Genomic DNA, 23,888 nt, shown 5'->3' with positions numbered 1-23,888 from the left:
GCCTCTCACCGCCGATGCGTCCGCCGCGGACCATCCCGTCCACGGCGGACGACACGCTCAGAAATCCTTCTGCACGGTGGCGTACAAACCGCGGCGCGGGCCGAACTGCGGCGCTCCCACGCCGATGCCGGTACCGTCGCGCAACTCATAGGTGCGGTCGAGCGCGTTGATCACCGCGAGCTGGGTATGCAGCTTGCCGGTGCTCTGGAACTCGAAGTCATGCGAAAGACTCAGGTTCAACTGGAAATAGGCCGGTAGCGAAGCACCGTTCGGCACGGCGCCGTCCTTGCGCAAGCCGCTCCCGAACAGGTAATTCGCTCCCACGCGCGTGGCCCCGTCGATCGCATAACTCACGCCACCGGACGAAGCCACGCGCTGGTCGTGGTCGAGGAAAATGTAGTGATCGTTGACGTAGGCGAGGTCGTCCGGGCTGAAGTTGTATTGGCTGGTGATCACGCGCTTGCCTGTCGCGCGCGAAGCGGCGACGTTGAAGTACGCCGACCAGGGGCCATTGTCATAGTCGGCGGTGAACTCCACGCCGCGGATCAGGCCCTTGGCGTAGTTGAAGGTGGAGTACACCAGCGCCGCGCCGAACTGGCCTTCGTCCTGCAGGCGAGAAACCTTGCGGTAGTAGGCGTCCAGGCCCAGCGTCAGCGCCGAACCGAAACGCTGCTGGATGCCGGCATCGAAGTAATCGCTGCGCTCGGCGAGAGGCGTGTTGCTGCCGTTGTCCGGCTGCGCGTTGGTGGTGCCGTCGAACTTCTGGATGTTCGTGGTGGTGATCGCCTCGGTCGCCGGCGGCGTGAAGTAGCGGGAGTAGCCGGCGTGCAGCGTGGTGTCGTCACTGGCCTGGTAGACCGCGCCCAGACGGGGGCTGAGCTGGCTTTCGGTACGAAAGGCCTTGTACACGTCGCCGCGCAGGCCGTAGTTCACCGTGAGCTTGTCGCCGATGCTCCACTCATCCTGCACGTAGCCGGACCAGGTCTTGGCGGTGACGCGGTTGCCGTCCAGGATGTTGATGGGCGTCGTGCTGGCCTGGTTGCCATTCGCATCGACCGGGAACACCCAGGCGTTATTGGTGCTGGGCGCGCGCTCGAAACTGCCGTATACGCCATAACGCAGCGTGTGCGCATCACCCAGCGGCGTGGCGAAGTCCGCCTGCAGCGTACTCGAACGGTTACTGCGATTGATCGCGGAAGCCACGCCGTTGAACATCAGGTCGCCGATCAGATCGGGACTGAACTGCAGGCTGGAATACCGCTGGCCCAGCGACACCTGATAGTCGGTGTTGCCAAGCTTGCCCTGCAGGGCAAGCACCCCGAAGCGCGTCTGTTCGCTCTGCCGTTCGTTGAGATCGGCGGAGTTGAAATCGGTCTGGTCGAGATAGCCGAACGAAGGCGTCTGACCGGGGTTGTTCGGAATCTGGAAGCGGCTGTTGGCCGCGCCGAACATGAAGCTCAGCCGCGTGTTGTTGTCGATGAGGTAGGAGACGTCGCCGAAGGCCTTGACCTGGTTCGTATGGTCGTGGATCGGCTTGCGGCTCGACGTGGGATTCTCGATGCCGACGTCGCTTTCCAGGTAGTTGGCGGTCAGGAAGTAGCTCCAGCGATCATTGCTGCCCCAGATCGACGCATTCGGATTGAGCGTTCCGAAAGAGCCTCCGGTAATGCCCACGCTGCCGCCATTGCCCAGGTCATGGCCGCTCTTCGTCGTGATATCCACCACCGCCGCTGTACGCAGGCCGTATTGCGCCGGCAGCGCGCCGTCGAGCAGCTTGACGGTCTTGATGGTGCGCGTGTCGAGCGTCTGGCCGAAGCCCGAAATCGATTCGGGAATGATCACGCCGTCGATGCGGTACTGGAGGTTGGCGTGATCGCCACGCACATGCAGCCCGCCGTACGAATCCTGCACGACTCCAGGCGCCTGCAGCAGCACCTGATTCACCGGCGTGCTATCGCCCAGCGGCAGTTGCGCGATGGCCTTCTGGTCGATGACGTACTGGCTGCTGCCCGTGTCAGGGGACAGCGCATTGCGCGATTGGTCCAGTGCCGCGGTGACATCGACCGCGCCCAGCTGCTGCACCTTGGCGGGCGGTTTGTTGCGCGTCGCGCCGTTGGTGTCCGGCGTGTTGGTGTTGTCCCCGGCGATGGCGGGTGTTTCGGCCGCATGGACCGATGATGCAAAGAGCGCGGCAAGGCTGACGGCGAGCAAGGTAGGTTTCATCGGACGACTCGGGACGGGGATGGGAGTTGCTGTGTTTGATACGTTATAACGTTGCCATCCCAACCTTTCATTTACCTGCCCCGAAAGTCATGTCCGTCGCCGTAATTTTTTGCGGAAACAGGCGGTTGCGCCGATGCCGGCACACCTGTTCGCAACGGCTTCATCAGCGACGCCTAGACTGCGGCGGCATCCACGGCACATCCGAGGCCCGCATGTCCGACGATCGCAAGCAACTTCCCGCCGTCATCGGCGCGGACGAGCACAGCCGCGTAACACAGGCGATTCTGGATTTCGTCAGCGAGATTCCCGGCAGCAAGGTCGGCACGAGCACGATGCCCGAAACGGAGGCGCGGCGGATCGCCAGCCGCGCCGCGCAGCGTGCGGCGCTCGCAGCCGGCTCGCTGGCGCTGCCGCCGGGACCGCTAGGATGGCTGACCGTGCTGCCGGAGCTGATCGCGATCTGGAAGATTCAGGCGCAGATGGTGAGCGACATCGCCGCGGCCTACGGCCGGCATGCGGAACTCGGACGCGAGCAGATGCTGTGGTGCCTGTTCCGCCATACGACCGCACAGGCCTTCCGCGACCTGGTCATACGCATGGGGGACCGCCTGCTGTTCCGCCGCATGTCGTACACCATCGTCGAGCGGGTCGCCAAACGCGTGGGCTTGAAGATCACCCAGCGCGCCGTCGGCAAAGGGCTGGCGCGCTGGCTACCCGTGGTGGGCGCACTGGGCGTGGGCGCCTACGCCTACTACGACACGGGACAGGTGGCGAGCACTGCCATCGCCATGTTCAACGGCGACTTCCATACCGAGGGAGCCTGCAACGAAACGCGTATCGAAGAACGCGTGCCGGGTGCCGTGCGTCGCGCGAAGAATGCGGTGATCGAGAAAACGATCGGCGGCACCGCGCGCGCGATCGGCCGCGCGGCGCGTGCACACCGCGGCGAGAAGCGGCACCCGCCGGAATGACACGCCGCGCCGCGGGATGACCTTCCGCGCGCTTTCCGGCAAGCTTCCGGCTGTTTCGCCAGCAGGAGCCGCGCATGCCGCCTCGCCATGAACGTCCGGTCGCGTTGATCACCGGAGCCGCCAAGCGGGTCGGTGCCGAAATCGCCCGCCTGCTGCACGACGCGGGCTACGATCTTGCGCTGCACTGTCGCCACTCGGTGAGCGAAGCCGGCCAGCTCGCGGACGAGTTGGAAGTGCGGCGCCCCGGCAGCACGATGGTGCTCCAGGCCGAACTGGCCGAGCTCGACGCCCTGCCCGCGCTGGTCGATACCGCCACGGCGCGCTTCGGCCGTCTCGACGCGCTCGTCAACAATGCTTCCGCGTTCTATCCCACGCCTGTGGGAACCGCGAGCGTGGCGCAGTGGAACGAGCTCTTCGCATCCAACGCGCAGGCGCCGTTCTTCCTTGCACAGGCCGCCGCGCCGGCTTTGCGCGACGCGCGGGGCGCCATCGTGAACCTGGTGGACATCTACGCGGAACGCCCGCTCGCGCACCATCCGATCTATTGCATGGCGAAGGCCGCGCTCGCGGCGATGACGCGTTCGCTCGCGCTCGATCTCGGCCCGCACGTGCGCGTCAACGGCATTGCCCCTGGCGCGGTGATGTGGCCCAGCGACGGCAAGCCCTACGACGACCAGCAGGCGATGCTTGCACGCACGCCGCTGCAACGCGCCGGCTCGCCGCAGGATGTGGCCGGCGCGGTGCTGTGGCTTCTGCGCGACGCGCCGTTCGTCACCGGTCAGATCATCCGCATCGACGGCGGGCGCACGCTCTCCGTATAACGAAAAAGGGCGGCATCGCTGCCGCCCTTTCGCATCAACGCATGGCGCCGATCACGACTTGGGCCGGAATGCTTGTTCCAGCATCGCCTGATCGAAGCCCGCGCCAACCTTGCCCTCCTCGGCGTACTGATACAGCGCCGCCGCGTAGATGCCCTGCAGAGACGCCTGCACCAGGCCCAGCAGACTCAGGACGACAACCACCACCGCCACGGCCGCGACGATCAGCGCCGTGGACTCGGTGCTCGCGGCACCCACGACCAGTGCGACCGCGATCAGCGCAGCGACGAACGTGAGCAGGCCGAATACGACGCCGAGGCCGGCGTTGCCGATCAGGTTCTCGCCCCAGGTGCGCTTGAGCAGTTCCACGCTGCGCTTGACCGCATCCGTCGGACCGATGTCTTCGCTGGCCAGCACCGGCACCACCAGGAACGTGGCCACCGTCCAGGCCAGGCCGAGCAGGCCGGCAACCAGGCGCCCGACGAAACCCAGGCGCTCCTGCAATGCGCGCAGAAACAGGCCTACCGTGGCGGCGATCAGTGCATAACCGAAGATCGCGCCGATGCGCGAACGCGCCACCGCGAGGCCGCCGGCGAAGCTCGTCGTCTCGCCGCGCAGGCGCTGCAGAGCCGCGCCGGCCAGTGCCGTATTGAAGAAGATGATCACGAAGTACTGCACGAGGTAGAACGCGAACAACCCGATGTAGCCCGCCAGAGGCAAACCCTGGCGGCCTTCGTGTTCCGCGCCCACTGCGACGATCGCGATCGGGATCAGGAAGCTCGCCGCCACCAGCAGGCAGCAGAAGCCCGACAGCAACGGGAACATCATCAACGACTTGTCGGAGCGCAGCACGGCCGCGCTCGCCTTCATCAAATTCCAACTGCGTGCGAATTTGCCCGCCATGCCCCTTACCTCGTTCCTTGGTGAATGATGCGTTGCGCTTTCTAGCATTTGCGCCGTGCCGATGACAGTGCGCCCGGCGTGTCAGAGCGGCTCGGGCGTCAGCGGCTCGCTGTCGGCGGGAAAGGCAGCCCACAGCGCCGCCATGGTGCGGCCATCGACCGGGTGCGGCAGGTCTGGCGCGATGTCAGCGATCGGGCGGAGCACGAAGGCATGCTTCAGTTCCTTGCGGGGAATCTCGAGATGACCCTCGCCCTGCCGCACCAGGTCGTCGTACAGCACGATGTCCACGTCCAGCGTGCGATCCGAATAACGCGGGACGTCGCGCCGGCGGCCATGCCGGTCTTCAAGCGCGTGCAGCCATGCATTGAGCGCTTCCGGCGACAGCTCGGTTTCCAGACCCACCGCGAGGTTGACGAAGTCCGGCCCGTCGAAACCCACCGATCGGCTGCGGTAAGCCGGCGATACCGCGAGTTCGCCGAAGCGCTGCTGCAACTCCTGCAGCGCGGCGCGCAGATGGCGTCGGGGTTCGACGTTGGAACCCAGGCTCAGATAGGCGCGTGCCATGCAGGATCGTTTCCGTGGATGCGGGAAAGGCGGAGATTCTCCCGCCGCGACGCCGGTCGCGCCAGCATCGCCAATGGGATCGTCTTGTCGCCTTCAGTCCGACGACGGCCTGCGGCCGCGCTCGATGCGCACGCCAACCGCACGCGAGCCACGGACGGCGCCGGGCTTGGAGAGCTTCAGCCGCACCCAGCCGACGCCGAATTCCTGGCGGATGATCGCCGCACAGTGTTCCGCAAGCGTCTCTACCAGGCCGAAGTTGGACGCTTCGACATAGTCGATCAGGCGCTTGGATACGTCCTTGTAGTTGAGCGTGTCGGCGATGTCGTCGGTCGCCGCGGGCTTCGTGTTGTCGAACGCCATTTCGATGTCGAACGAGAGCGTCTGCCGCACGCGGCGCTCCCAATCGTAGATGCCGATCACGGCGTCGATGCGCAGGTCTTCGATGAAAACGATGTCCATGGGAAGGGAACAGGAAATAGGGAATGGGGAAGAGCGTAGCGCTTCGGCTTGGCTGCCGCCTTTCCAATTTCCCATTCCGCTACTCGCTAAACCGCCGGCAGGCTTTCCAGGTCCCAGCGCGGGAACACCTGCACGCTCTCGTCCTGGTGCTGACCGCTGGCCAGGCGGATCGCGCCGGCCAGGGCGATCATGGCGCCGTTGTCCGTGCAGAACGCCAGGCGCGGGAAGTACACGCGGAAGCCCTCCTTCGCCCCCGCCTCCGCCAGCTCGGCACGAAGGCGCTTGTTGGCGCCCACGCCACCGGCGATCACCAGGCGCTTGGCCCCGGCTGCCTGCAAGGCGCGACGGCATTTGATCGCCAGGGTATCGACGATGGCTTCCTCGAAGGCACGGGCGACGTCGGCGCGCGTCTGCTCGCTCTGGTCGGACTGCTGCCAGGCCAGCAGCACCTGGGTCTTCAGGCCGGAAAAGCTGAAATCCAGGCCCGGGCGGTCGGTCATGGGCCGGGCAAAGCGAAACGTTCCCGGCCGACCCTGCTGCGCCAGGGCGGCGAGTGCCGGGCCGCCGGGATAAGGCAGGCCCATCAGCTTGGCCGTCTTGTCGAAGGCTTCGCCGGCGGCATCGTCGAGGGTATCCCCCAGGATCCGGTACTGCCCGATGCCTTTGACTTCGACCAGCATGGAATGGCCGCCCGAGACCAGCAGGGCCACGAAGGGCGGCTCCGGAGGGTCCTCTTCCAACAGCGGGGCCAGCAGATGCCCCTCCATGTGATGGACCCCGATCGCCGGCACGCCCAGGGCCCAGGCCATCGCCCGGGCCGCCGACGCGCCCACCAAAAGGGCGCCGACCAGCCCCGGACCCGCGGTATAGGCGACGCCACCCAGGTCCTGCGGGGTCAGGCCCGCTTCCGCGAGGGCCTCGCGCACCAGCGGCAGGAGCTTCCGTACGTGATCCCGGCTGGCCAACTCGGGCACCACGCCGCCGTAGTCGGCGTGGAGCTTGATCTGGCTGTACAGCGCATGGGACAACAGCCCGCGCCCGGGCGCGGCGGGCTCCCAGCGCAGCAGAGCTACCCCGGTCTCGTCGCAGGACGTTTCGATGCCCAGCACGGGCTTTGAAAATTGCTTCGTGTCCACGCTATACTTCGCGGCTCGCCCGATCAGACGGGCCAGTTTACCACTCGGAGTTTCCATGCCCAGCGTAAAAGTCCGCGAGAACGAGCCGTTCGAGCTTGCCCTCCGTCGCTTCAAGCGCACTTGCGAAAAGGCCGGCGTCCTGGCCGAGACTCGCAAGCGCGAGTTCTACGAAAAGCCGACCCAGGAGCGTAAGCGCAAGCGCGCCGCCGCGGTGAAGCGTCACCTGCGTCGCCTCTCGCGCGACACCTCGCGTCGCACCCGCCTGTACTGAGCCTTCCGTCCGCGTCAGCGGACGGCCCAGGGTTCGAGCCGGGCGCCCACGGCGCCGCTTGTCCCCGCAAGGCTCCAGTCCCCGGCAGCCGGCGCGTTCATCCGCAGCCGCTGCCTTTTGGCTAAAGCATCGGCCGGCGTTGCCCAGTGCAACGCCGGCTTTATGCGTTTCCTTCACGTGAATACGGAGAGTGACATGTCCTTGAAGCAGCAGCTCACCGAAGACATGAAGACCGCCATGCGCGGCGGCGACAAGCACCGCCTCGCGGTGATCCGCCTGGTCCTCGCTGCCGTCAAGCAGCGCGAGGTGGACGAGCGGATCGAACTGGACGACGTCCAGACGCTTGCCGTGCTGGAAAAGATGCTAAAGCAGCGCCGCGACTCCATCTCGCAATACGACGCCGCCAACCGCCAGGACCTGGCCGATGCCGAGCGCGCCGAAGTGGCCGTGATCGAGGCCTACCTGCCCGCCAAGCTCACCGACGCGGAAATCGACGCCCTGGTGGCCGAGGCCATCGCCACCACCGGCGCCAGCTCTGCCCGCGACATGGGCAAGGTCGTGGCCGCCATCAAGGAGAAGGCCACCGGCCGCGCGGACATGGCCGTGGTCTCCGCCCGCGTGAAGGCCCGCCTGGCGGGCTGAAGCTTTCCGGACGCAGGGCCGCGCCAGGGCGGCATGAACCCCGCGGCATCTCAGGCAGCCGCCGCGCGCAGCCAGAACAGCAGCACCGCCAGCAGGACCACGGCCGCGGCGACCACCCAGGCGTGGCGCCGGCGTTGCCGGCCCAGCCACGCCCAGCGTTCCAGATCCAGGAAGTAGCGCCCTTCGCCCGGGCATCGCAGCACGCCCTGCCCGACCAGCTGCTGCCAGGCCATGCCTGGCGCCAGCCCGAGGTCCTCGGGGCGCCGCGCCGCCTCCTGGCGCGTGGCGCCGGCCTCCTCGAAGCAGCGCACGATGGCGCGCTGCGAGCGCAACAACATCGCTGTCAGCAGCATGGCCGTCTCCCGTAACGAATCGTGAAGCCCGCGGCGCAACATGACGCCGCGCACGCATTATCCAGCCAAGCCCTTCACGCGGCGCAGCCAATGCTCGTTGCGTCGCCGCAGCCGCGGCTCATGACGGGAGATACGCATGCTCAAGTGGGCCATCATCTTTGCCATCGTTTCGCTGGTCACCGGCTGGATGGGCTTCTACTCGGTGTCCGGCATCACCGGCACCATCGCGAAAGTCCTGTTCGCGATCTTCCTGATCTTGTTCCTGATCGCCCTGCTGGCGGCGGTCGGCCTGTTCCACATCGCCTGACCGGGTCGCCTCAGCCAGCCGACCATCGCTCCATGCGCCGATGCGCGGGGACGTGCCCCCGCGCATCGGCGAGCGCGGAAGGCTTCTCGTCCAGCACCACGAACCCGCAACGCTCGTAAAGCGCCTGCGCGCGGGGGTTGCTCACCGCCACGTCCAGCGCCAGCCGTGACCGCCCCCGCCGCGCCGCCTCCGCGGCCAGATGCCCGATCAGCGCCTGGCCGATGCCCCGCCCCTGCCACGCCGGATCCACCCCCAGGTGGGCCAGGTAATGCATGTCGCCCTTGGGCGGCGCAATGATGCGCTCCACCCGCAGTCCCCTGGCGATGACCGCCCCCGCGTGGCGCCAGCCGAAAAAGCCCAGGATCTGCCGCGCCGCCGCCAGGGTGAAATCCCACTGGACCTCCGCCCCGTAGCCCGCGCCCACCGCCACCACCAGCCCGTTCAGCTCCCCCACCCAGTGGTTGCGCCATCCGAACTCGCCCGCGCCATCGACGAAGGCGTGGCGCAGGAAGGCCTGGGCGTCGTTGCGCCTCGGCACCGCGAACACGTATTCGAAGGCCGCCGGCCCTGAACTGTGAATCAGCGGCACGGCCGTCCCTACGTCGGCTGCCGCGGCCGGTCTGAAACGCACCTGCGCGCCTGTCGCCATGTCCCTCCTCCCCTCTCCCGCCCCGAAGCCTGCCGTCCCCTTGACCGCCCCCGTACACTAAGCCACTTATGCGCGGCCGCATCCCCGATACCTTCATCGATGAACTGCTCTCCCGCGTCGACATCGTCGACGTGATCGAGCGGCGCGTGCCGCTGAAGAAAGCCGGACGGGAATGGACGGCCTGCTGCCCGTTCCACAACGAGCGTTCGCCCTCGTTCTACGTCAGCCCCGCCAAGCAATTCTTCCACTGCTTCGGCTGCGGCGCGCACGGCAGCGCCATCAAGTTCCTGATGGACTACGACCGCCTGGAATTCCCCGACGCGGTGGAGGAACTGGCCCAGTCCGTCGGCATGAAGGTGCCCTACGAGGGCGGCCGCGACGCCGGCCCGCGCGAGGACAAGACCGACCTCTACGGCGTGCTCGACGGCGCCGCGCGCTGGTACGAAAGCCAGCTCCCGCACAGCCCCGACGCCCAGGCGTACTGCAAGAAGCGCGGCCTGGACGCCGAGACCATCGCGCGTTTCCGCATTGGCTGGGCGCCGGGCGGCTTCGACGGCGTGATCAAGGCGCTCGGCGGCGACGTACGCCGCATGCAGCTGCTGAACGAAGCCGGCATGGTGGCCAGCAACGAGCGCGGCAACAAGTACGACCGTTTCCGCGAACGCCTGATGTTTCCCATCCTCGACCGCCGCGGCCGGGTCATCGCCTTCGGCGGACGCGTGTTGCAAGCCGAGCAGGGGCCCAAATACCTCAACTCGCCGGAAACCCCGCTGTTCCACAAGGGGCGCGAGCTGTTCGCCCTGTGGCAGGTCAAGCAGGCCAACAGCAACCTCGCCCGGATCGTGGTGGTCGAGGGCTACATGGACGTGATCGCCATGCACCAGGCCGGCCTGCCCATCGCGGTGGCCACGCTGGGCACCGCGACCACGCCGGATCACACCGAGATCTTGTTCCGCGCCGCGCCCGACGTGGTGTTCTGCTTCGACGGCGACCGCGCCGGCCGCGCTGCGGCGTGGAAGGCGCTGGAATCGGCGCTGCCGCGCCTGCGCGACGGCCGCCAGGCCTATTTCCTGTTCCTGCCCGAGGGCGAAGACCCTGACACGCTGATCCGCAAGGAGGGCAAGCAGGGCTTCGAGCAGCGGCTGAAGAACGCCACGCCGCTGTCGGAATACTTCTTCAGCGAGCTGGCGCACGAGGTGGATGTCGGCAGCCTCGATGGCCGTGCCCGCCTCGCCGAACGCGCCAGGCCGCTGATCGCCCGTCTCCCCGACGGCGCCTTCCGCGACCTGATGGCGCAGGAACTGGAAAAGCGCACCGGCGCCCGCGCCGTGCTGCAGGCCGACCCCGCCGCGCGCCGTCCCGCGCAGCGCCCCGTGGCGGTGCAGCGCAGCCTGGTGCGCAGCGCCATTGCCCTGCTGCTGGCCCAGCCCGGCATGGCGGACCAGGTGGAGCGGCCTTACGGCTTCCTGCGCCTGGACAAGCCGGGCGTGGACCTGCTGGCCGAGCTGATCGACCTGGCGCGCGCGCGCCCGGGCATTAATCCGATGGTGCTGGTAGAACATTTCGCCGAGCGCTCCGAATATTCCGCACTGCAAAAACTCATGGCTGCCACCGTGGTCGGCGAGCCCGAGGTGCAGCGCATCGAGTTCTTCGATGCGCTGCGACGCATGGAGCACCAGGCCACCGAGCAACGCCGCGAATGGCTGATCGCCAGGAGCCGCGAAGGCGCGCTGGACAGCGCCGAGAAAGCCGAACTGCGCGAACTGCTCGCCGCGCGCGTGCAGCCGCCGGCTGCGTCGAACTGAGCCTGGACAGGCTCCATCGCCATGCGGTTATCCTTCCCCGCTCCGCCCCCTCCGGCCGCCCAAGGAATGGCAGGCCTGTGGGATCATCGCCCCTTCCTTTTCGCTTGGCCCGGGGCACGACCAGGCAAGGACGTCGATGGATCTGCTTGAACGACTGGTAACGCTGTTCGCCGAAAACGGCTACGCAGCCGTCTTCATTGCACTGCTGCTGTGCGGTGCCGGCGCGCCGTTGCCGGAAGACATCACTTTGGTCGCCGGCGGCGTCATCACCGGCCTGGGCTACGGCAACGTGCACGTGATGTTCGCCGTATCGATGGTCGGCGTGCTGCTGGGCGACGCGGGCATGTTCCTGCTGGGCCACCATTACGGCGCGCGCATCCTGCAATGGCGCGTGGTGGCGCGCGTGCTCACGCCGGAGCGCTACGCCAAGGTGCAGGAGAAATTCGAACGCTACGGCAACCGCCTGATGTTCATCGCGCGCTTCCTTCCGGGCATGCGTACCGCGGTGTACATCACGGCCGGTACTACGCACCGCGTTTCGTTCCTGCGCTTCTTCCTGCTCGACGGCCTGGCCGCGCTGATCAGCGTGCCGATCTGGGTCTACCTGGGCTATTTCGGCGCCAACAATCACGAATGGCTGGTGATGTGGATTCGCCGCGGCCAGAGCAGCCTGTGGGCGCTGGGCGGCATCCTGCTGCTGGTGGTGCTGGTCCTGTGGTGGCGCCACAAGCGGCGCACGGCGCGCGAGGGCGCCGGCTCCTGAGGCGCGGACGCGCCGCTCCGCCATGTCCGCCGATCCCTTCGACCAGCGCGACCATACGGGCCGCCAGTTCCGCGACATCCATCGCGCAGGCGCCACGCTCGAAGGCCTTCGCTTCGACGACTGCCGCTTCGAGCACTGCGATTTCAGCGAAGCGACGTTGCGCGACTGCCGGTTCCGCGATTGCGAGTTTGTCGGCTGCAACTTCAGCCTGGCGCGCCTGGCCGGCAGCCAGTTCGGGGCACGCTTCACCGACAGCAAACTGGTGGGCATCGACTGGACGCAGGCGCACTGGCCGGCGATCCGTCTCGGTGCAGGCATCGCGTTCGAGCGCTGCGCATTGAACGACAGCAGCTTCTTCGGCCTGTCGCTGCGCGAGCTGGCCCTGATCGAATGCCGTGCGCACGACGTGGACTTCACCGAAGCCGACCTGGAAGACGCCGATTTCCGGCACAGCGACCTGCGCGGGGCGATCTTCCGTCGCACACGGCTGGCGCGCGCCGATTTCCGCGATGCGACCGACTACCGCATCGACGTACTGATCAACGACGTCAAGCGCGCGAAGTTCTCCTTGCCCGAGGCCGTTTCGCTGCTTTACGGGCTCGATATCGACTTGACCGAATGAGGCCCGCCATGCCCGATCCCATCGTCGTCCGCTCCATCCGCGCGGACGACTATCCAGCGTGGAAGCCGCTGTGGGACGGCTACAACGCGTTCTACGGCCGCGCCGGCGCCACCGCGTTGCCCGAGGACATCACCCGGATCTCCTGGGCTCGCTTCCTCGACGAAAGCGAACCCATGCATGCGCTGGTCGCCGAGAGCGGAGGGGAACTGCTCGGTCTGGCGCATTACCTGTTCCACCGCAGCACGATCCAGATCGGCCTCAGCTGCTACCTGCAGGACCTGTTCACCACCGAAGCGGCTCGCGGCCGCGGCGTGGGCCGCGCCTTGATCGAGGCTGTGTACGACCGCGCCCGCCAGGCCGGCTCGCCCCGGGTCTACTGGCAAACCCATCACACGAACGCCACCGCCATGCGCCTTTATGACCAGGTGGCCGAGCCGTCCGGCTTCGTGGTCTACCGCAGGCAATTCTGACGGCCGGCGGTGAGACGCCCGGGGAAAGACCGCGGTCATCCGCCATTGGTAGACTGTCCGGACAGGAGCATCACCGCTTCAGCGAAGGAACAGGGAACCATGCACGACTGCCAGACGCCGCCCGGGCACCGCCCAGGCGCCCGACGTCCCACGTCCACCACCGTCATCTCCCTCGCCGCGGCGCTCAGCCTCTCCATCGGCCTGCCCGCCTCGGCACTGCCGCGCGCCACTGCCACCGTGGCAACGGCGACCACGCTGGAACGCACGCTGCAGGAACTGCAGCCGCGTTCGGTGCTGCCGGGATACTGCGTGGCGGTGGTCGACAGCGGCGGCGTCCGCTACGCCAAGGGCTTCGGCTACGCCGACCTTGCCTCCAGGCGGCCCTATACGCCCGAGACGGTCCAGCCGGTGGCCTCGCTCAGCAAGCCGGTGCTCGCCGCGGCACTGATGCAGCAGGTGCAGGCCGGTGCGCTGTCGCTGGACGCGGACGTCGACGGCGAGCTTCCGTTCGCGGTGCGCAACCCACGCTTCGCCTCGGTACCGATCACGCTGCGCCAACTGGCCACGCACAGCGCCGGCATCGCCGATCGCGAGCCGTTCTACACGCAAAGCTACGGCAAGGGCACGCCGGCCACGTTCGACAGCAAGGGATTCCTGCAGGCCTATCTCGATCCGAAGGGCGCCAGCTACAGCGACGACAACTTCACCAAGGCCCGGCCGGGCACGGCCTATAGCTACAGCAACCTCGGCTCGGCCTTGGTGGCACTGGCGGTGGAGACCAAGGCAGGCGACAGCTATCGCATGTACACGCGCGAGCGCATCTTCCGTCCACTGGGCATGAAGGCATCGGGCTGGACGCCGGCCGACACCGAGGGGCCGCAGGCCACGCTGTACGACAAGAACAAGAAGCCGCTCGCGCCTTACGCGTTCCCCGCTTATGCCGCGAGCGGGCTGTATTCGTCCTGCGCGGACATGGGCAGGTTCCTGGCGGAGATGATCCGGGGCCAGCAGGGCCAGTCGCGCCTGCTCTCGGCCGCTTCCTACCGCACCATGTTCTCGCCGGCCTGGCCGAAAGGTCAGCAACCCAAGGGTGTGCGCCCAGGCGACGGCATGGACCAGGGCCTGTTCTGGCAACGCAGCGAGCAAGGCGAGCTGGGCCACACCGGCGGAGACGCCGGCCTGACGGCGCAGATGGCCTTCAATCCGGTCACCGGCACCGGTCGCGTGCTCATCACCAACATCAGCGACGGCGACCGCCCGGACGTGGCGCGCGAGCTGGCCAATCTCTGGCAGGTGCTGGGCAAGTTCGAGCAGAACCCGGATCCCTGAGCGCCATCCGCGCTCGCTTCGGCGGCGCGTCCGGGTTACAAAGCGCATTCCGCCGTCCGGACGTCCAAATGGGAACCGCCGTGCCCGCCCTGCGCTCCGCCCTGCTCGCCCTTGCCGCCGCCACCGCCGCCTGCGCCATGCCCGCACACGGCCAGACCGCGCCCGCCGCGATCGATCCGCTCTACACCCGCTCGCCGACTTCGCTGTCGCCCGACGACGTCGCGTCACTGCAGCAACGCCTGGCCGACTGGCCACAGCTGGCACGCTACCGCGACGACAACGCTCGCCTCGGCCCGCCCAAGGCGGGCGAACGCCGCGTCGTGTTCTTCGGCGACTCCATCACCGACAACTGGGGCCGCCAGGAAGGCGTGGCCTTCTTCCCCGGCAAGCCGTACGTGAACCGGGGCATTTCCGGCCAGACCACGCCGCAGATGCTGGCGCGCTTCCGGCAGGACGTGATCGACCTGCAACCGGCCGCCGTGGTGATCCTCGCCGGCACCAATGACATCGCCGGCAACACCGGCATATCCACGCTCGGCATGATCGAGGACAACCTGCGCTCGATGACCGAGCTCGCGCGGGCCCACCACATCCGCGTGGTCCTCGCCTCGGTGCTGCCAGTAAGCGACTACCCCTGGCGCCGCGGCCTGCAGCCGGCCGGCAAGGTGCGCGCGCTGAACGCGTGGATCAAGCAGTACGCCGCATCTTCCGACGCGGTCTATCTGGATTACTACGGCGCCATGACCAACGGCGAGGGCGGCCTGGATGCGGAACTGGCCGCGGACGGCGTGCACCCCACCCCCGCCGGCTACGAACGTATGGCGCCACTGGCCGAGAAGGCGATTGCGCGGGCGCTCGCCCGCTGAGCCCCTGCCTTCCGGCATGACGCCAAGCAACAGATGCGTCCGCTAGCATCCTCGTCCCAACTTCAGGAGCTGTACGTATGACGGGCAGGGTCTGGTTCATCACCGGTGCATCGAGCGGGTTCGGCGATGCCTTCGCGCGCTACGCGCTTGCCATCGGCGACAGCGTCGTCGCCACCGCGCGCGATGCCGCGCGCCTCGCGCCGCTGGTGAAGCTGGCGCCGGAGCGCGTGCTGGCCCAGCGCCTGGACGTGGCCCGTCCCGGCGAGGCCGAGGCGGCCGTGCGGGCGGCGGTGGAGCGCTTCGGCCGGCTGGACGTGGTGATCAACAACGCCGGCTACAGCGTGGTCGGCGCCGTGGAGGAGACCCCTGACACGGAACTGCGCGCGCTGCTGGACACCAACTTCTTCGGCGCCGCCGAGGTCATTCGCGCCGCCTTGCCGGTACTGCGCAGGCAGCGCGGCGGCGCCATCGTCAACGTCTCCAGCATGGGCGGGCAGATGTCATTCGCCGGGTTCAGCGCGTACTCGGCGAGCAAATTCGCGCTGGAAGGGCTCTCGGAGGCACTGGCCGCCGAGGTCGCGCCGTTCGGCATCAAGGTGCTGATCGTCGAGCCGGGCCAGTTCCGCACCAATCTCGCCGGCGCGGGGCTGCGCCACATGCCCGAGCTGGACGCTTATGCCGATACCGTCGGCGCGACCCGGCAGTTTGCGCACGACATGCACCAGACGCAGGCCGGCGATCCGCTCAAGGCAGCCGCGGCCATCGACACCGCACTCAAGGCGGAGCGCACACCGCTACGGCTGGCCCTGGGCCAGGACGCGGTGGACGCCATCCGTACGCATTCGGAGCAATTGCTCGCCGATCTCGCTGCCTGGGAGTCGACGGCGGTCGACACGCGTATCGACTGAGCCCGCCGAGACGGACGCGTGCGTCGAGGCGCGACGCGTCCCCCACCTCGCACGCGGCCAACAGCAGCGACGGCTCAGGGCAGGCCCAACTTGTGCAGGAATGCATCGACTTCGCGGGTGTAGTCGCCTGGTGCGCCTAGATCGGCATTGATCTGCGCGTGAGTCATCGGCTCCGGCAACACGCGCGCGCTTCCGCCCAGGCGCTCCACACGGGCGGCGAACGCGTGCGACGCCGGACAGGATGCGATGCGCTGCGAGGAGCACACCAGTAGCATCGGCGCAGGTGCCGTGCGCAACTGCTGCAGCGGCGAAACACGCGCCCAGAATGCCGGGTCCGCTCCGAACGCGCGGTCGTACAGGCGCAGATGCGGCCCGGCCATCAGCTCGGGCACGTCCAGCGCGGCACTGTCGAGCGATAACGCGCCCAGCCAGGAGGCCGCGCCGCTCTCGCGGGCGAGCGAGGGATCGGCGGCCAGCAGTGCGACCAGGTGAGCTCCTGCCGAATGCCCGGCCAGTACCACGCGCCCGCCGTCGCCGCCCCACTCGGCCGCGTGGCGCTGCACATACGCCAGGGCCGCGGCGGCGTCGCGCGCCTGCTCCAGGGGGTCCGCCGCGGGCAGCATGCGGTAGTCGATCGACACGAAGACATATCCCGCCTCCAGCCAATGCGGCATTTTGCGGCCAGTAACGCCCGGGCCGTCCTTCCCGCCGACAACCCAGGCACCGCCGTGGACCATCAGAATCACCGGCGCGCCCTGTGCCCGCGCGGGCGCATAGACGTCCAGGCGCTGCGCTTTCGCCTGCCCGTACGGCACGTCCCGCCATACGCGTGCGCCGTCGGGCACGTCGGCGGCGCGCGCTGCCGCCGCCGACAGCCAGGCAGCCATGAGCAGACCGGCGAACAGGAGCGGGAACAGTCTTCGCATGGCGCGTTCCTCAGCGGCAGGGAATGGTTTCGCCGGCGGCGTTGGCACAGCTGCCGGTATGCGTCACGCCATCCTTGGTGACGGTGGTCGAGCCATTGTAGGTATTGCCCTTGGCCGTCGTGACGTCGCTGGTATGAGTGATGCCCTGGCCGGTCGCGCCCGTGGTGGTGCCGGCGTAGCTGGCTCCATTGGCGCGCGTCGCATCGGTCTGGCGGTCGAAGCCGCGGGTGCCGTCGGTGTTGCGATAGGCCGAACCCTGGCTTGTGACGTCGCCGCCGTTCGCGCCATGCGCGTGGAAGCCGGACTGATGCTGCATGGAACCGTCCGCGTTGCGGGTCGTTTCTCCCGCTCGTGCCGCCGTGCTCCCGCGCGGGCCGCGCCAAGCGCCGGCGCTGGCCGTGCGGGCATCGCCCTGCCCGTCCGTGACGGTGCGCCGTCCATGCACGCCAGCCGCGCCCTCCGGGCCTCGGAACCCTGCCACGTGGCCGGCGGCCACGCCGCCGTCCGCACGGACGTGCGCGCCGCGCGCCACAACGCGGCCAGTGGCGCCGGCCGGGGCTGCCGCGGCCAGGGCGGCGACGAGTGCCATGCCAAGAACGATATGCCTGTTCATCACGACCTCCTTGCGATGGATGGGGTGGATAAAGGGCCGGTCGCCTGGCGAACGGCCCGCGGACATACTGACGGCCCTGGCTGCGTCCAGGCATGTCCGGGGCGCGAGCGACTGCAACCGGATGTTGCCGCCGGCCGCGCCGGAAACATTTGTTTACATGTCGCCTCCTCGGCAGCGCGGCAACGCGGCAGAATCCCGCCATGTCCGACGCCTCCAGCCCAGCCCAGCTCGCCCCCGCGCCGACGCAGATCGTGATCGTCGACGACGACGTCCGGCTGCGCGACCTGCTGGTGCGCTACCTGGAGCAGCAGGGCTTCCAGGCGCGCGCCGTCAATGACGGCCGCGAACTGGACCGCGAGCTAGGCCGGCGCCACGTCGACCTCATCGTGCTGGACCTGATGCTTCCCGGCGAAGACGGCCTCTCCATCTGCCGGCGCTTGCGCGGGCAAGGCATCGAGACGCCCATCGTGATGCTCACGGCCCGCGGCGACGAGATCGACCGCATCGTGGGACTGGAGATCGGTGCCGACGACTATCTGCCCAAGCCCGGCAATCCGCGCGAACTGGTGGCGCGCATCAACGCAGTGCTGCGGCGCGGACGCATGCCGCCGGGCAGCCCGAAGCCCGACGGCGCTGCCGTGCGCTTCGGCGCCTTCACCCTTGAACTGGGCACGCGGCGCCTGCTGCGCGACGGCGAGTCGCTGCGCCTGACGACGGGCGAGTTCGCCGTGCTCGCCGCATTGGTGCAGCGGCCGGGCCAGCCGCTCACCCGCGACCAGCTGATGAGCGTGGCGCGCGGCAAGGAACACGGCGCGTTCGACCGCAGCATGGACGTGATGCTCAGCCGCCTGCGCCGCCTGATCGAGGACGATCCCAAGCAACCGCGCTGGCTGCAGACCGTATGGGGCCACGGCTACGTGTTCGTGCCCGACGAGCGTTCGCCGTGAGCGCGCAACCACCGCGCCTGTTCACGCGCCTGGCCTGGCTGCTCGCCGGCACGGTCGCACTGGTGGTAGCGATCGGCGGACTGACTCTGCGCGCCACCAGCACCCGGCTCGCCGGCGACTACGCAGCGCGCACCGTGGCCTTGCAGATCGCGGCGGCCGATACGTTGCTGGCGGAAGGACGCGACGGCTCGCTGGCCGCGCTCGGCATCGAGCGCGCTGCCGCGCCGCCGGACGGACGCGTCCCGGTCATGCGCGTGCTGCGCAGCATCCTGGACGACACCCGCGCGCGTGCGCCCGACCGCGAGATGCGCCTGCTGGTGCGCGACCGCATCCCGATCCTGTGGATCACCGCGAAAGCGCCCGCCGCCGGCTGGATCGGTATTCCCCTGGTGGGGCTGCGCTCCTCGCTCGCCCGTACCGCACTGTTCACCGCGGCCTGCGGCACCTTGATCGTGCTGCTGATGGCGGCCGCCTATGCGCGCAGCCTCACCGCGCCACTGCGCCGCCTGGCCGCCGCGGCCGGCGACGTCGTCGCGGGCACGCCGCCGCCTCCGCTGGTGAAGCCGTCGGTGCGCGAGATCGTCGACCTGGAGCTGGCCATGGTGCGCGCCGCCGCCGACGTGCGCCGCGGTGCGCGCGAACGCGACCTGATGCTGGCCGCGCTGTCGCACGACCTGCGCACGCCACTCGCACGCCTGCGACTCGGCCTGGAGCTGGCCGGGCCGCCCGAGGATCCGCAACTGCGCGAGGGCATGATCGCGGACATCGAATCCATCGATGCGCTGAGCGCGCAGTTCATCGCATTCGTGCGCGACGGCAGCGAGGAAACCAGCGAAGACGTCGAACTGGTGGCGCTGGTACGCGAACTGATCGCACGCAATGCCGTCGACGGCGGCTCGTGGCGGATCGACGCCCCCGACACGCTATGGGTGCGCGGCAAGCCACTGGCGCTCAGCCGCGCGATCGACAACCTGATCCGCAATGCGATCCGCCACGGCGCGCCGCCCTTCCGCGTCGAACTGGCCGCACGCGGCGGCGATGCATGCTGTGCGGTGGCCGATGCCGGCCCGGGCGCGCCGCCGGCCTTGCTGGACCGCCTGGGCGAACCATTTCTGCGCGGCGACGCCGCGCGCAGCGGTGCGCAAGGCAGCGGGCTGGGGCTGGCCAGTTCACGGCGCATTGCCCGCCAACACGGCGGAAAACTGACGATGCGCAACCGACCCGAAGGCGGCTTCGAAGCCGTGCTTTCGCTGCCCGTCTTGGATGTTCGCCCCGGCTGAAGCCGCCCGCTCACATCTGGTTACAACTTCCCACAGAAGCGACAAACCTCGCCGCGCACGGCTGCTTACCCTGCGGTCCACCTTCCCCAGGAGAACGACCATGCGCCGCACCTTCATCGCCTCCATCCTCGTCTGCCTGCTGCTGCCGCTTGCCGCGCAGGCACAACAGAACGATCGCTTCGCGCGCGGGGCGGACGAGTTGAAACAGCGCTTCGTCAAGGCCGATACCGATGGCGACGGCGCGCTCAACCGCGAAGAAGCCAAAGCGATGCCGCGCGTGTCATCGCACTTCGACGACATCGATGCCGACCACGACGGCAGGGTGACCCTGCAGGAGATCGGCCGCTTCGCCGCCGCCATGCGCGGCAGCCGCTGAGCCCGCCATGGACCTGCTCCCTCGTCGACTGCTATGGCTGCCGTTGCTGCTGATGCTGATCGCGGCCGCCGAAGGCTGGTACCTGCACCGCCGGGGCCGCTACGACTGGCGCGCCTACTTCGCGTCCATGGGCGACGCGGTCGGCCGCGCCATCGTCAATCGCGCCGTCGGGATCAGTCTCGGCGGCGCGCTGCTGGCGCTGGCCTACACCCATCGCCTGTCCGACGTCCCCATGAACCGCTGGTGGTCGTGGCCGCTGCTGCTGCTCCTGCAGGATTTCCTCTACTACTGGATGCATCGCGCGGACCACCGCGTCCACTGGCTATGGGCCACGCACAGCGTGCATCACTCGACCAACGCCTATCACCTGGCCGCGGCCTATCGGCTGGGCTGGACGGGCAAGCTGAGCGGCGGCGCCGTCATGTTCGCGCCGCTCGCGCTGCTCGGCTTCCCGTTGCCGGCCATCGCGGGCGCCCTGGCATTGAACCTGCTGTACCAGTTCTGGCTGCACACCGAGCTGGTGCCGCGGCTCGGCCCGCTGGAATGGATATTGAACACGCCGGCCCATCACCGCGTGCATCACGCCAGCAATCCGCCCTACCTGGACCGCAACTACGGCGGCATCCTGATCGTCTTCGACCGTCTGTTCGGTACGTTTGCGGCGGAGCAGCCGGATGAGCCTTGCCGTTACGGCCTGGTCCGGCCCCTGACCAGCAACAACCCGCTGCGCATCGCGGTGCACGGCTGGCTCCGGCTCTGGCAGGGCCTGCGCCGCGCCGAAAACTGGCGCGGCCGCTGGCTGGCGCTGTTCGGCCCGCCGTGACGCGGCGGGCCGAACGGTGACGCTTACTGCGCCTTCACGCTCACGTCGTCGATCACGAACGAGGTCTGGTTGGAGCTGTCTTCCACACCGTAGAAATTGACCTGAATGGTCTGCCCGATATAAGCGGACAGATCGACGGTGTGTTCCTGGTAGCCCGTCGCGGCATTCGCATTGGACCAGGTGGCCAGCGTCACGTACTTGCCGGCGGAGGTGATCACCTGCGCGCTGAGCGTGTCGTACGCCGTGCTGCCGGTCTCGGCCGTGTCGATGTGCATGAAGAAATCGAGCGTGGCCTTGGTCGCCGTCGACGGGATGGTGATGGACTGGCGCACGTAGTCGGTGTGCGACGAGCCATAGCCATCCAGCCAGGCCTTGTAGCTGCCAGTGTGCGCAGCCTCGCCAGTGTCGTTGTTGATCACGCCGGTGGTCTGCGTCCACGACGTGGCGCCGCTTTCGAAGCCGCCGTTCTTGATCAGCTCGGTCGCCGTGGTGCTGTTGGAGACGCTGAAGCTTACCGTCAAGCTCGTGCCGACATTGCCGGCGGCATCGTAGGCCTTGGCCACCAGGCTATGCGTGCCGTTGCTCAGCATGGTGGAATCGAGCGCCGCACTGTAGGGCGAGGCGGTGTCTGTGGCCTTCAGCGCGCCGTCGACGTAGAACTCCACCTTGCTCACGCCCACGTTGTCACTGGCGCTCGCCGACAGCGTGATCGTGCCCGCACTGCCGCTCTCCGAGGCACTCACCGTCGGCGGCGTGGTATCGCCGCCCGTGCCGTTGGAAACGCTGAAGCTCACTGTCGAGCTCGTGCCGACGTTGCCGGCGGCATCGTAGGCCTTCGCCACCAGGCTGTGCGTGCCATTGCTCAGCGTGGTGGAATCGAGCGTCGCGCTGTAGGGCGAGGCGGTGTCGGTGGCCTTCAGCGCACCGTCGACGTAGAACTCGACCTTGCTCACACCCACGTTGTCGCTGGCGCTGGCCGACAGCGTGATCGTGCCCGCGCTGCCGCTCTCCGAGGCACTCACCGTCGGCGGCGTGGTGTCACCGCTGCTCGCGCCCTGCGTCACCCATACCGGCGCCGACCACAACTGCTTGCCGTCTTCCTGGGTGATCTTGGCGTAGTAGAAGTGATCGCCATTGGCCGGCGTGATGGTGGTGGTGGCAGTGGACGACGTGGTCGCCACCGTGCCGTTGCTGCCCGGCACGCCCTCGAACACCTGCACGCGCTGCACGGTGTGGCCGGCGGTGCTGGCGTAGTTCACGGTCAGCGTCAGCGAGCCGCTGTTGCTGAAGCGATCGCCCATGAGGTGGCCGTTGGCGGTGAGCACGATCTGGCCGGTCTTGTCCTCGGTGGCGAACACGTGGCGCGCGCGCACCGCGTCCAGGAAGGCGCTCAGGCTCAGCGTCGTGCCGTTGGGAATCAGCACGCCCGTACGGTTGGTGTAGCTCGCACCCCAGTTGGCGCAGTGGTTGTCCTGGTCCGAACTGGGCGCCACGTGGTAGCCGCGTTCCAGCAGAATGTTGAAGGCGGCCTCGTAGCTGGTGCGGCTGGTCTCGGTCTCGGTGGTGTTGTGCGAGAAGGCCGAGCTGTTGAGCACTTCGGCCAGTGCCATCACCTGATCGCCGTCGGCGGTATAGCCGAGATCCTGACCGTTGGCGTTGAATTGCCCGCTGGACGCCGGGTGGTTGAACTGGCCGACCCAGCCGTTGTTCTTCATCAGCGTATACAGCGAGGCATAGTCGCTCTTGGCCGTGAACACGTCGCCGATCAGCTGGTTAGAACTGTTGTACTCCCACTCCAGCAGGCTGGGCGTATTGAAGATGTTGAGGTGGCCGCCGTTGCTGATCACGCCCCATTCCAGGCCATAAATCGCCAGGAAGTTCGCGTGCGCCGCATTGAACGTGCTGGCCGCCTGCAGGCCGGACTGGAACAGGTTGTGCGCTGTGGTCGGGCTCGCCGAAGTGTTGGTGCTGGTCGACCCGTCGTACATGTGGTTGTGCTCGGACGTCATCAGGATGTCGAGCCCTTCATTGAGCGCGTACTGATAGGCGTCCGCCGGACCATAGGGTGCGCTCTGCGGATTCTGCGCATCCACGCAGGTGGAGACGTCGCCGCCGCCGTCGCTGTGATTGGTCTGGCTGTGCAAGTTGCCGTAGTAGATGGTGTACGGCAGGCTGCCGGTCGTGCCCACCGACTGCGCCTGAAGGCCTGTGCTGGCCATGGTCGTGGCCGTGCCGGTGCGGGTGGTGTGGCGCAGGGCATTGAAATGCGGCATCGCCGGCGCGGCGACGCTGCCCACCAGCACGTCGTAGCTCTGTTCCTCGATCAGCTGCGGCGCCTTGGCACGCGCGGCGGCGAGCGCCTGGCCCGGCAGACCGGTGCCGATGCGCGCGACGGTACCGGCGTCCAGCGCCACGGCGTGCAGACGCACCGTGTAGTAGCCGGGGCTCAGCGTCTCCCCCGAGGCGCCACGTCCGTCCCATGCGATCTGCGCCTGCGTGCCGCCGGCGTGCAGCGCACTCTGGCCCTGCCAGCTGCGCAACACGCGACCACCGGCGTCGACCAACTCCACCGTCCACGCCACCGGCGTGCCCTGGACGGCGCCCGGATACGAGAAATGCAGCGTCGCGGTACGTGCGCCCGCGCCCTGGAACGGCACGCTCAATCCGGCCTCGAACTCTTCGTGGTCCGGCAAGGTCCCGGCCATCGCCGGGTAAAGCACCATCATGCCGGCGGTCATCGCGCCGCCGATCAGCAACTTCTTCCACTCCATGTCTTTCCTCCCTCTTCGGTGTGTGGATGTCCCCTGAGGGACATCATCCGGCCCCAGCTGACAAGGGTATGACGCGAGCGATGACCGCTCGTG

26 protein-coding genes are annotated in these 23,888 nt (G+C 68.1%); 16 read left to right on the top strand and 10 right to left on the bottom strand.

Annotated elements, in window-relative coordinates:
* Window positions 1-57 precede the first annotated feature (57 nt).
* Entirely contained in the window at window positions 58-2,223 is a 2,166-nt protein-coding gene (locus RKE25_RS03695) for a TonB-dependent receptor (protein WP_311840916.1), read from the bottom strand.
* A gap of 212 nt (window positions 2,224-2,435) precedes the next feature.
* Here RKE25_RS03695 and RKE25_RS03690 point away from each other — a divergent pair, with 212 nt between their 5' ends.
* Together RKE25_RS03690 and RKE25_RS03685 are read left to right on the top strand one after the other, a co-directional pair.
* A complete protein-coding gene (locus tag RKE25_RS03690; protein ID WP_311840915.1) occupies window positions 2,436-3,194 on the top strand; it encodes a hypothetical protein in 759 nt (252 codons plus the stop codon).
* Window positions 3,195-3,268: 74 nt separating this feature from the next.
* Window positions 3,269-4,015 carry a pteridine reductase gene (locus tag RKE25_RS03685; RefSeq protein ID WP_311840914.1) on the top strand — a complete coding sequence of 249 codons (747 nt, stop codon included), beginning with the start codon at window positions 3,269-3,271 and terminating at the stop codon, window positions 4,013-4,015.
* A gap of 51 nt (window positions 4,016-4,066) precedes the next feature.
* Here the strand turns inward: RKE25_RS03685 and RKE25_RS03680 are convergent, their stop codons facing one another.
* From RKE25_RS03680 to tsaD, 4 genes are all read right to left on the bottom strand, one after another.
* Window positions 4,067-4,915 (bottom strand): DUF6159 family protein, encoded by an 849-nt coding sequence (locus RKE25_RS03680; RefSeq protein WP_311840913.1) that lies wholly within the window; start codon window positions 4,913-4,915, stop codon window positions 4,067-4,069.
* Window positions 4,916-4,996: 81 nt separating this feature from the next.
* Window positions 4,997-5,479 carry a 2-amino-4-hydroxy-6-hydroxymethyldihydropteridine diphosphokinase gene (gene folK, locus RKE25_RS03675; protein WP_311840912.1) on the bottom strand — a complete coding sequence of 161 codons (483 nt, stop codon included), beginning with the start codon at window positions 5,477-5,479 and terminating at the stop codon, window positions 4,997-4,999.
* Window positions 5,480-5,572: 93 nt separating this feature from the next.
* On the bottom strand, window positions 5,573-5,938 hold the full coding sequence (gene folB, locus RKE25_RS03670) for a dihydroneopterin aldolase (protein WP_311840911.1): 366 nt from the start codon (window positions 5,936-5,938) through the stop codon (window positions 5,573-5,575).
* A gap of 86 nt (window positions 5,939-6,024) precedes the next feature.
* The gene (gene tsaD, locus RKE25_RS03665; RefSeq protein WP_311840910.1) at window positions 6,025-7,074 is read right to left on the bottom strand and encodes a tRNA (adenosine(37)-N6)-threonylcarbamoyltransferase complex transferase subunit TsaD; all 1,050 of its coding nucleotides are present in this window, start codon (window positions 7,072-7,074) and stop codon (window positions 6,025-6,027) included.
* 55 nt (window positions 7,075-7,129) lie between these two features.
* On the opposite strand from tsaD, the gene rpsU reads away from it, so the two are divergent.
* Together rpsU and RKE25_RS03655 are read left to right on the top strand one after the other, a co-directional pair.
* On the top strand, window positions 7,130-7,345 hold the full coding sequence (rpsU, locus tag RKE25_RS03660) for a 30S ribosomal protein S21 (protein ID WP_014404075.1): 216 nt from the start codon (window positions 7,130-7,132) through the stop codon (window positions 7,343-7,345).
* Between the two features lie 195 nt (window positions 7,346-7,540).
* A complete protein-coding gene (locus RKE25_RS03655; protein WP_311840909.1) occupies window positions 7,541-7,987 on the top strand; it encodes a GatB/YqeY domain-containing protein in 447 nt (148 codons plus the stop codon).
* 50 nt (window positions 7,988-8,037) lie between these two features.
* On the opposite strand, the gene RKE25_RS03650 is transcribed toward RKE25_RS03655, so the two are convergent.
* A complete protein-coding gene (locus RKE25_RS03650; protein WP_311840908.1) occupies window positions 8,038-8,340 on the bottom strand; it encodes a hypothetical protein in 303 nt (100 codons plus the stop codon).
* Window positions 8,341-8,476: 136 nt separating this feature from the next.
* On the opposite strand from RKE25_RS03650, the gene RKE25_RS03645 reads away from it, so the two are divergent.
* Entirely contained in the window at window positions 8,477-8,647 is a 171-nt protein-coding gene (locus RKE25_RS03645) for a DUF1328 family protein (RefSeq protein WP_311840907.1), read from the top strand.
* Between the two features lie 10 nt (window positions 8,648-8,657).
* On the opposite strand, the gene RKE25_RS03640 is transcribed toward RKE25_RS03645, so the two are convergent.
* Window positions 8,658-9,296 (bottom strand): GNAT family N-acetyltransferase, encoded by a 639-nt coding sequence (locus RKE25_RS03640; protein ID WP_311840906.1) that lies wholly within the window; start codon window positions 9,294-9,296, stop codon window positions 8,658-8,660.
* Window positions 9,297-9,364: 68 nt separating this feature from the next.
* Here RKE25_RS03640 and dnaG point away from each other — a divergent pair, with 68 nt between their 5' ends.
* From dnaG to RKE25_RS03605, 7 genes are all read left to right on the top strand, one after another.
* Entirely contained in the window at window positions 9,365-11,101 is a 1,737-nt protein-coding gene (gene dnaG / locus RKE25_RS03635; RefSeq protein ID WP_311840905.1) for a DNA primase, read from the top strand.
* Window positions 11,102-11,237: 136 nt separating this feature from the next.
* The gene (locus tag RKE25_RS03630; RefSeq protein WP_311840904.1) at window positions 11,238-11,864 is read left to right on the top strand and encodes a DedA family protein; all 627 of its coding nucleotides are present in this window, start codon (window positions 11,238-11,240) and stop codon (window positions 11,862-11,864) included.
* Window positions 11,865-11,886: 22 nt separating this feature from the next.
* Window positions 11,887-12,486 carry a pentapeptide repeat-containing protein gene (locus tag RKE25_RS03625; RefSeq protein WP_311840903.1) on the top strand — a complete coding sequence of 200 codons (600 nt, stop codon included), beginning with the start codon at window positions 11,887-11,889 and terminating at the stop codon, window positions 12,484-12,486.
* 8 nt (window positions 12,487-12,494) lie between these two features.
* The gene (locus RKE25_RS03620; protein WP_311840902.1) at window positions 12,495-12,956 is read left to right on the top strand and encodes a GNAT family N-acetyltransferase; all 462 of its coding nucleotides are present in this window, start codon (window positions 12,495-12,497) and stop codon (window positions 12,954-12,956) included.
* Window positions 12,957-13,055: 99 nt separating this feature from the next.
* On the top strand, window positions 13,056-14,285 hold the full coding sequence (locus tag RKE25_RS03615; protein ID WP_311840901.1) for a serine hydrolase domain-containing protein: 1,230 nt from the start codon (window positions 13,056-13,058) through the stop codon (window positions 14,283-14,285).
* A 68-nt stretch (window positions 14,286-14,353) separates the two neighbouring features.
* Window positions 14,354-15,151 carry an SGNH/GDSL hydrolase family protein gene (locus tag RKE25_RS03610; protein ID WP_311840900.1) on the top strand — a complete coding sequence of 266 codons (798 nt, stop codon included), beginning with the start codon at window positions 14,354-14,356 and terminating at the stop codon, window positions 15,149-15,151.
* Window positions 15,152-15,228: 77 nt separating this feature from the next.
* Window positions 15,229-16,059 (top strand): oxidoreductase, encoded by an 831-nt coding sequence (locus RKE25_RS03605; RefSeq protein WP_311840899.1) that lies wholly within the window; start codon window positions 15,229-15,231, stop codon window positions 16,057-16,059.
* Window positions 16,060-16,133: 74 nt separating this feature from the next.
* Here RKE25_RS03605 and RKE25_RS03600 read toward each other — a convergent pair whose 3' ends face one another.
* Complete coding sequence (locus tag RKE25_RS03600) at window positions 16,134-16,985, bottom strand: alpha/beta hydrolase (protein WP_311840898.1); 852 nt, start codon at window positions 16,983-16,985, stop codon at window positions 16,134-16,136.
* Between the two features lie 10 nt (window positions 16,986-16,995).
* Window positions 16,996-17,598: a hypothetical protein gene (locus tag RKE25_RS03595; RefSeq protein WP_311840897.1), complete on the bottom strand. Its 603-nt coding sequence runs from the start codon at window positions 17,596-17,598 to the stop codon at window positions 16,996-16,998.
* 200 nt (window positions 17,599-17,798) lie between these two features.
* Here RKE25_RS03595 and ompR point away from each other — a divergent pair, with 200 nt between their 5' ends.
* The 4 genes from ompR to RKE25_RS03575 all read left to right on the top strand — a co-directional run bounded on the left by ompR (window position 17,799) and on the right by RKE25_RS03575 (window position 21,024).
* Window positions 17,799-18,545 carry a two-component system response regulator OmpR gene (gene ompR, locus RKE25_RS03590; protein WP_311840896.1) on the top strand — a complete coding sequence of 249 codons (747 nt, stop codon included), beginning with the start codon at window positions 17,799-17,801 and terminating at the stop codon, window positions 18,543-18,545.
* Complete coding sequence (locus tag RKE25_RS03585; protein ID WP_311840895.1) at window positions 18,542-19,825, top strand: ATP-binding protein; 1,284 nt, start codon at window positions 18,542-18,544, stop codon at window positions 19,823-19,825. The genes ompR and RKE25_RS03585 overlap by 4 nt, the downstream gene beginning before the upstream one ends.
* A 100-nt stretch (window positions 19,826-19,925) precedes the next feature.
* Window positions 19,926-20,201, top strand: coding sequence for a hypothetical protein (locus tag RKE25_RS03580; RefSeq protein ID WP_311840894.1), 276 nt, complete (start codon window positions 19,926-19,928; stop codon window positions 20,199-20,201).
* 7 nt (window positions 20,202-20,208) lie between these two features.
* A complete protein-coding gene (locus RKE25_RS03575; protein WP_311840893.1) occupies window positions 20,209-21,024 on the top strand; it encodes a sterol desaturase family protein in 816 nt (271 codons plus the stop codon).
* 23 nt (window positions 21,025-21,047) lie between these two features.
* Here the strand turns inward: RKE25_RS03575 and RKE25_RS03570 are convergent, their stop codons facing one another.
* On the bottom strand, window positions 21,048-23,795 hold the full coding sequence (locus RKE25_RS03570) for an Ig-like domain-containing protein (RefSeq protein ID WP_311840892.1): 2,748 nt from the start codon (window positions 23,793-23,795) through the stop codon (window positions 21,048-21,050).
* Between the last annotated feature and the right edge of the window lie 93 nt (window positions 23,796-23,888).

The sequence above is a fragment of the Dyella sp. BiH032 genome (assembly GCF_031954525.1).
Lineage (GTDB): Bacteria > Pseudomonadota > Gammaproteobacteria > Xanthomonadales > Rhodanobacteraceae > Dyella_D.
The sequence above is the reverse complement of the archived record's forward strand: the minus strand, read 5'-3'. Positions and strand labels throughout refer to the sequence as shown.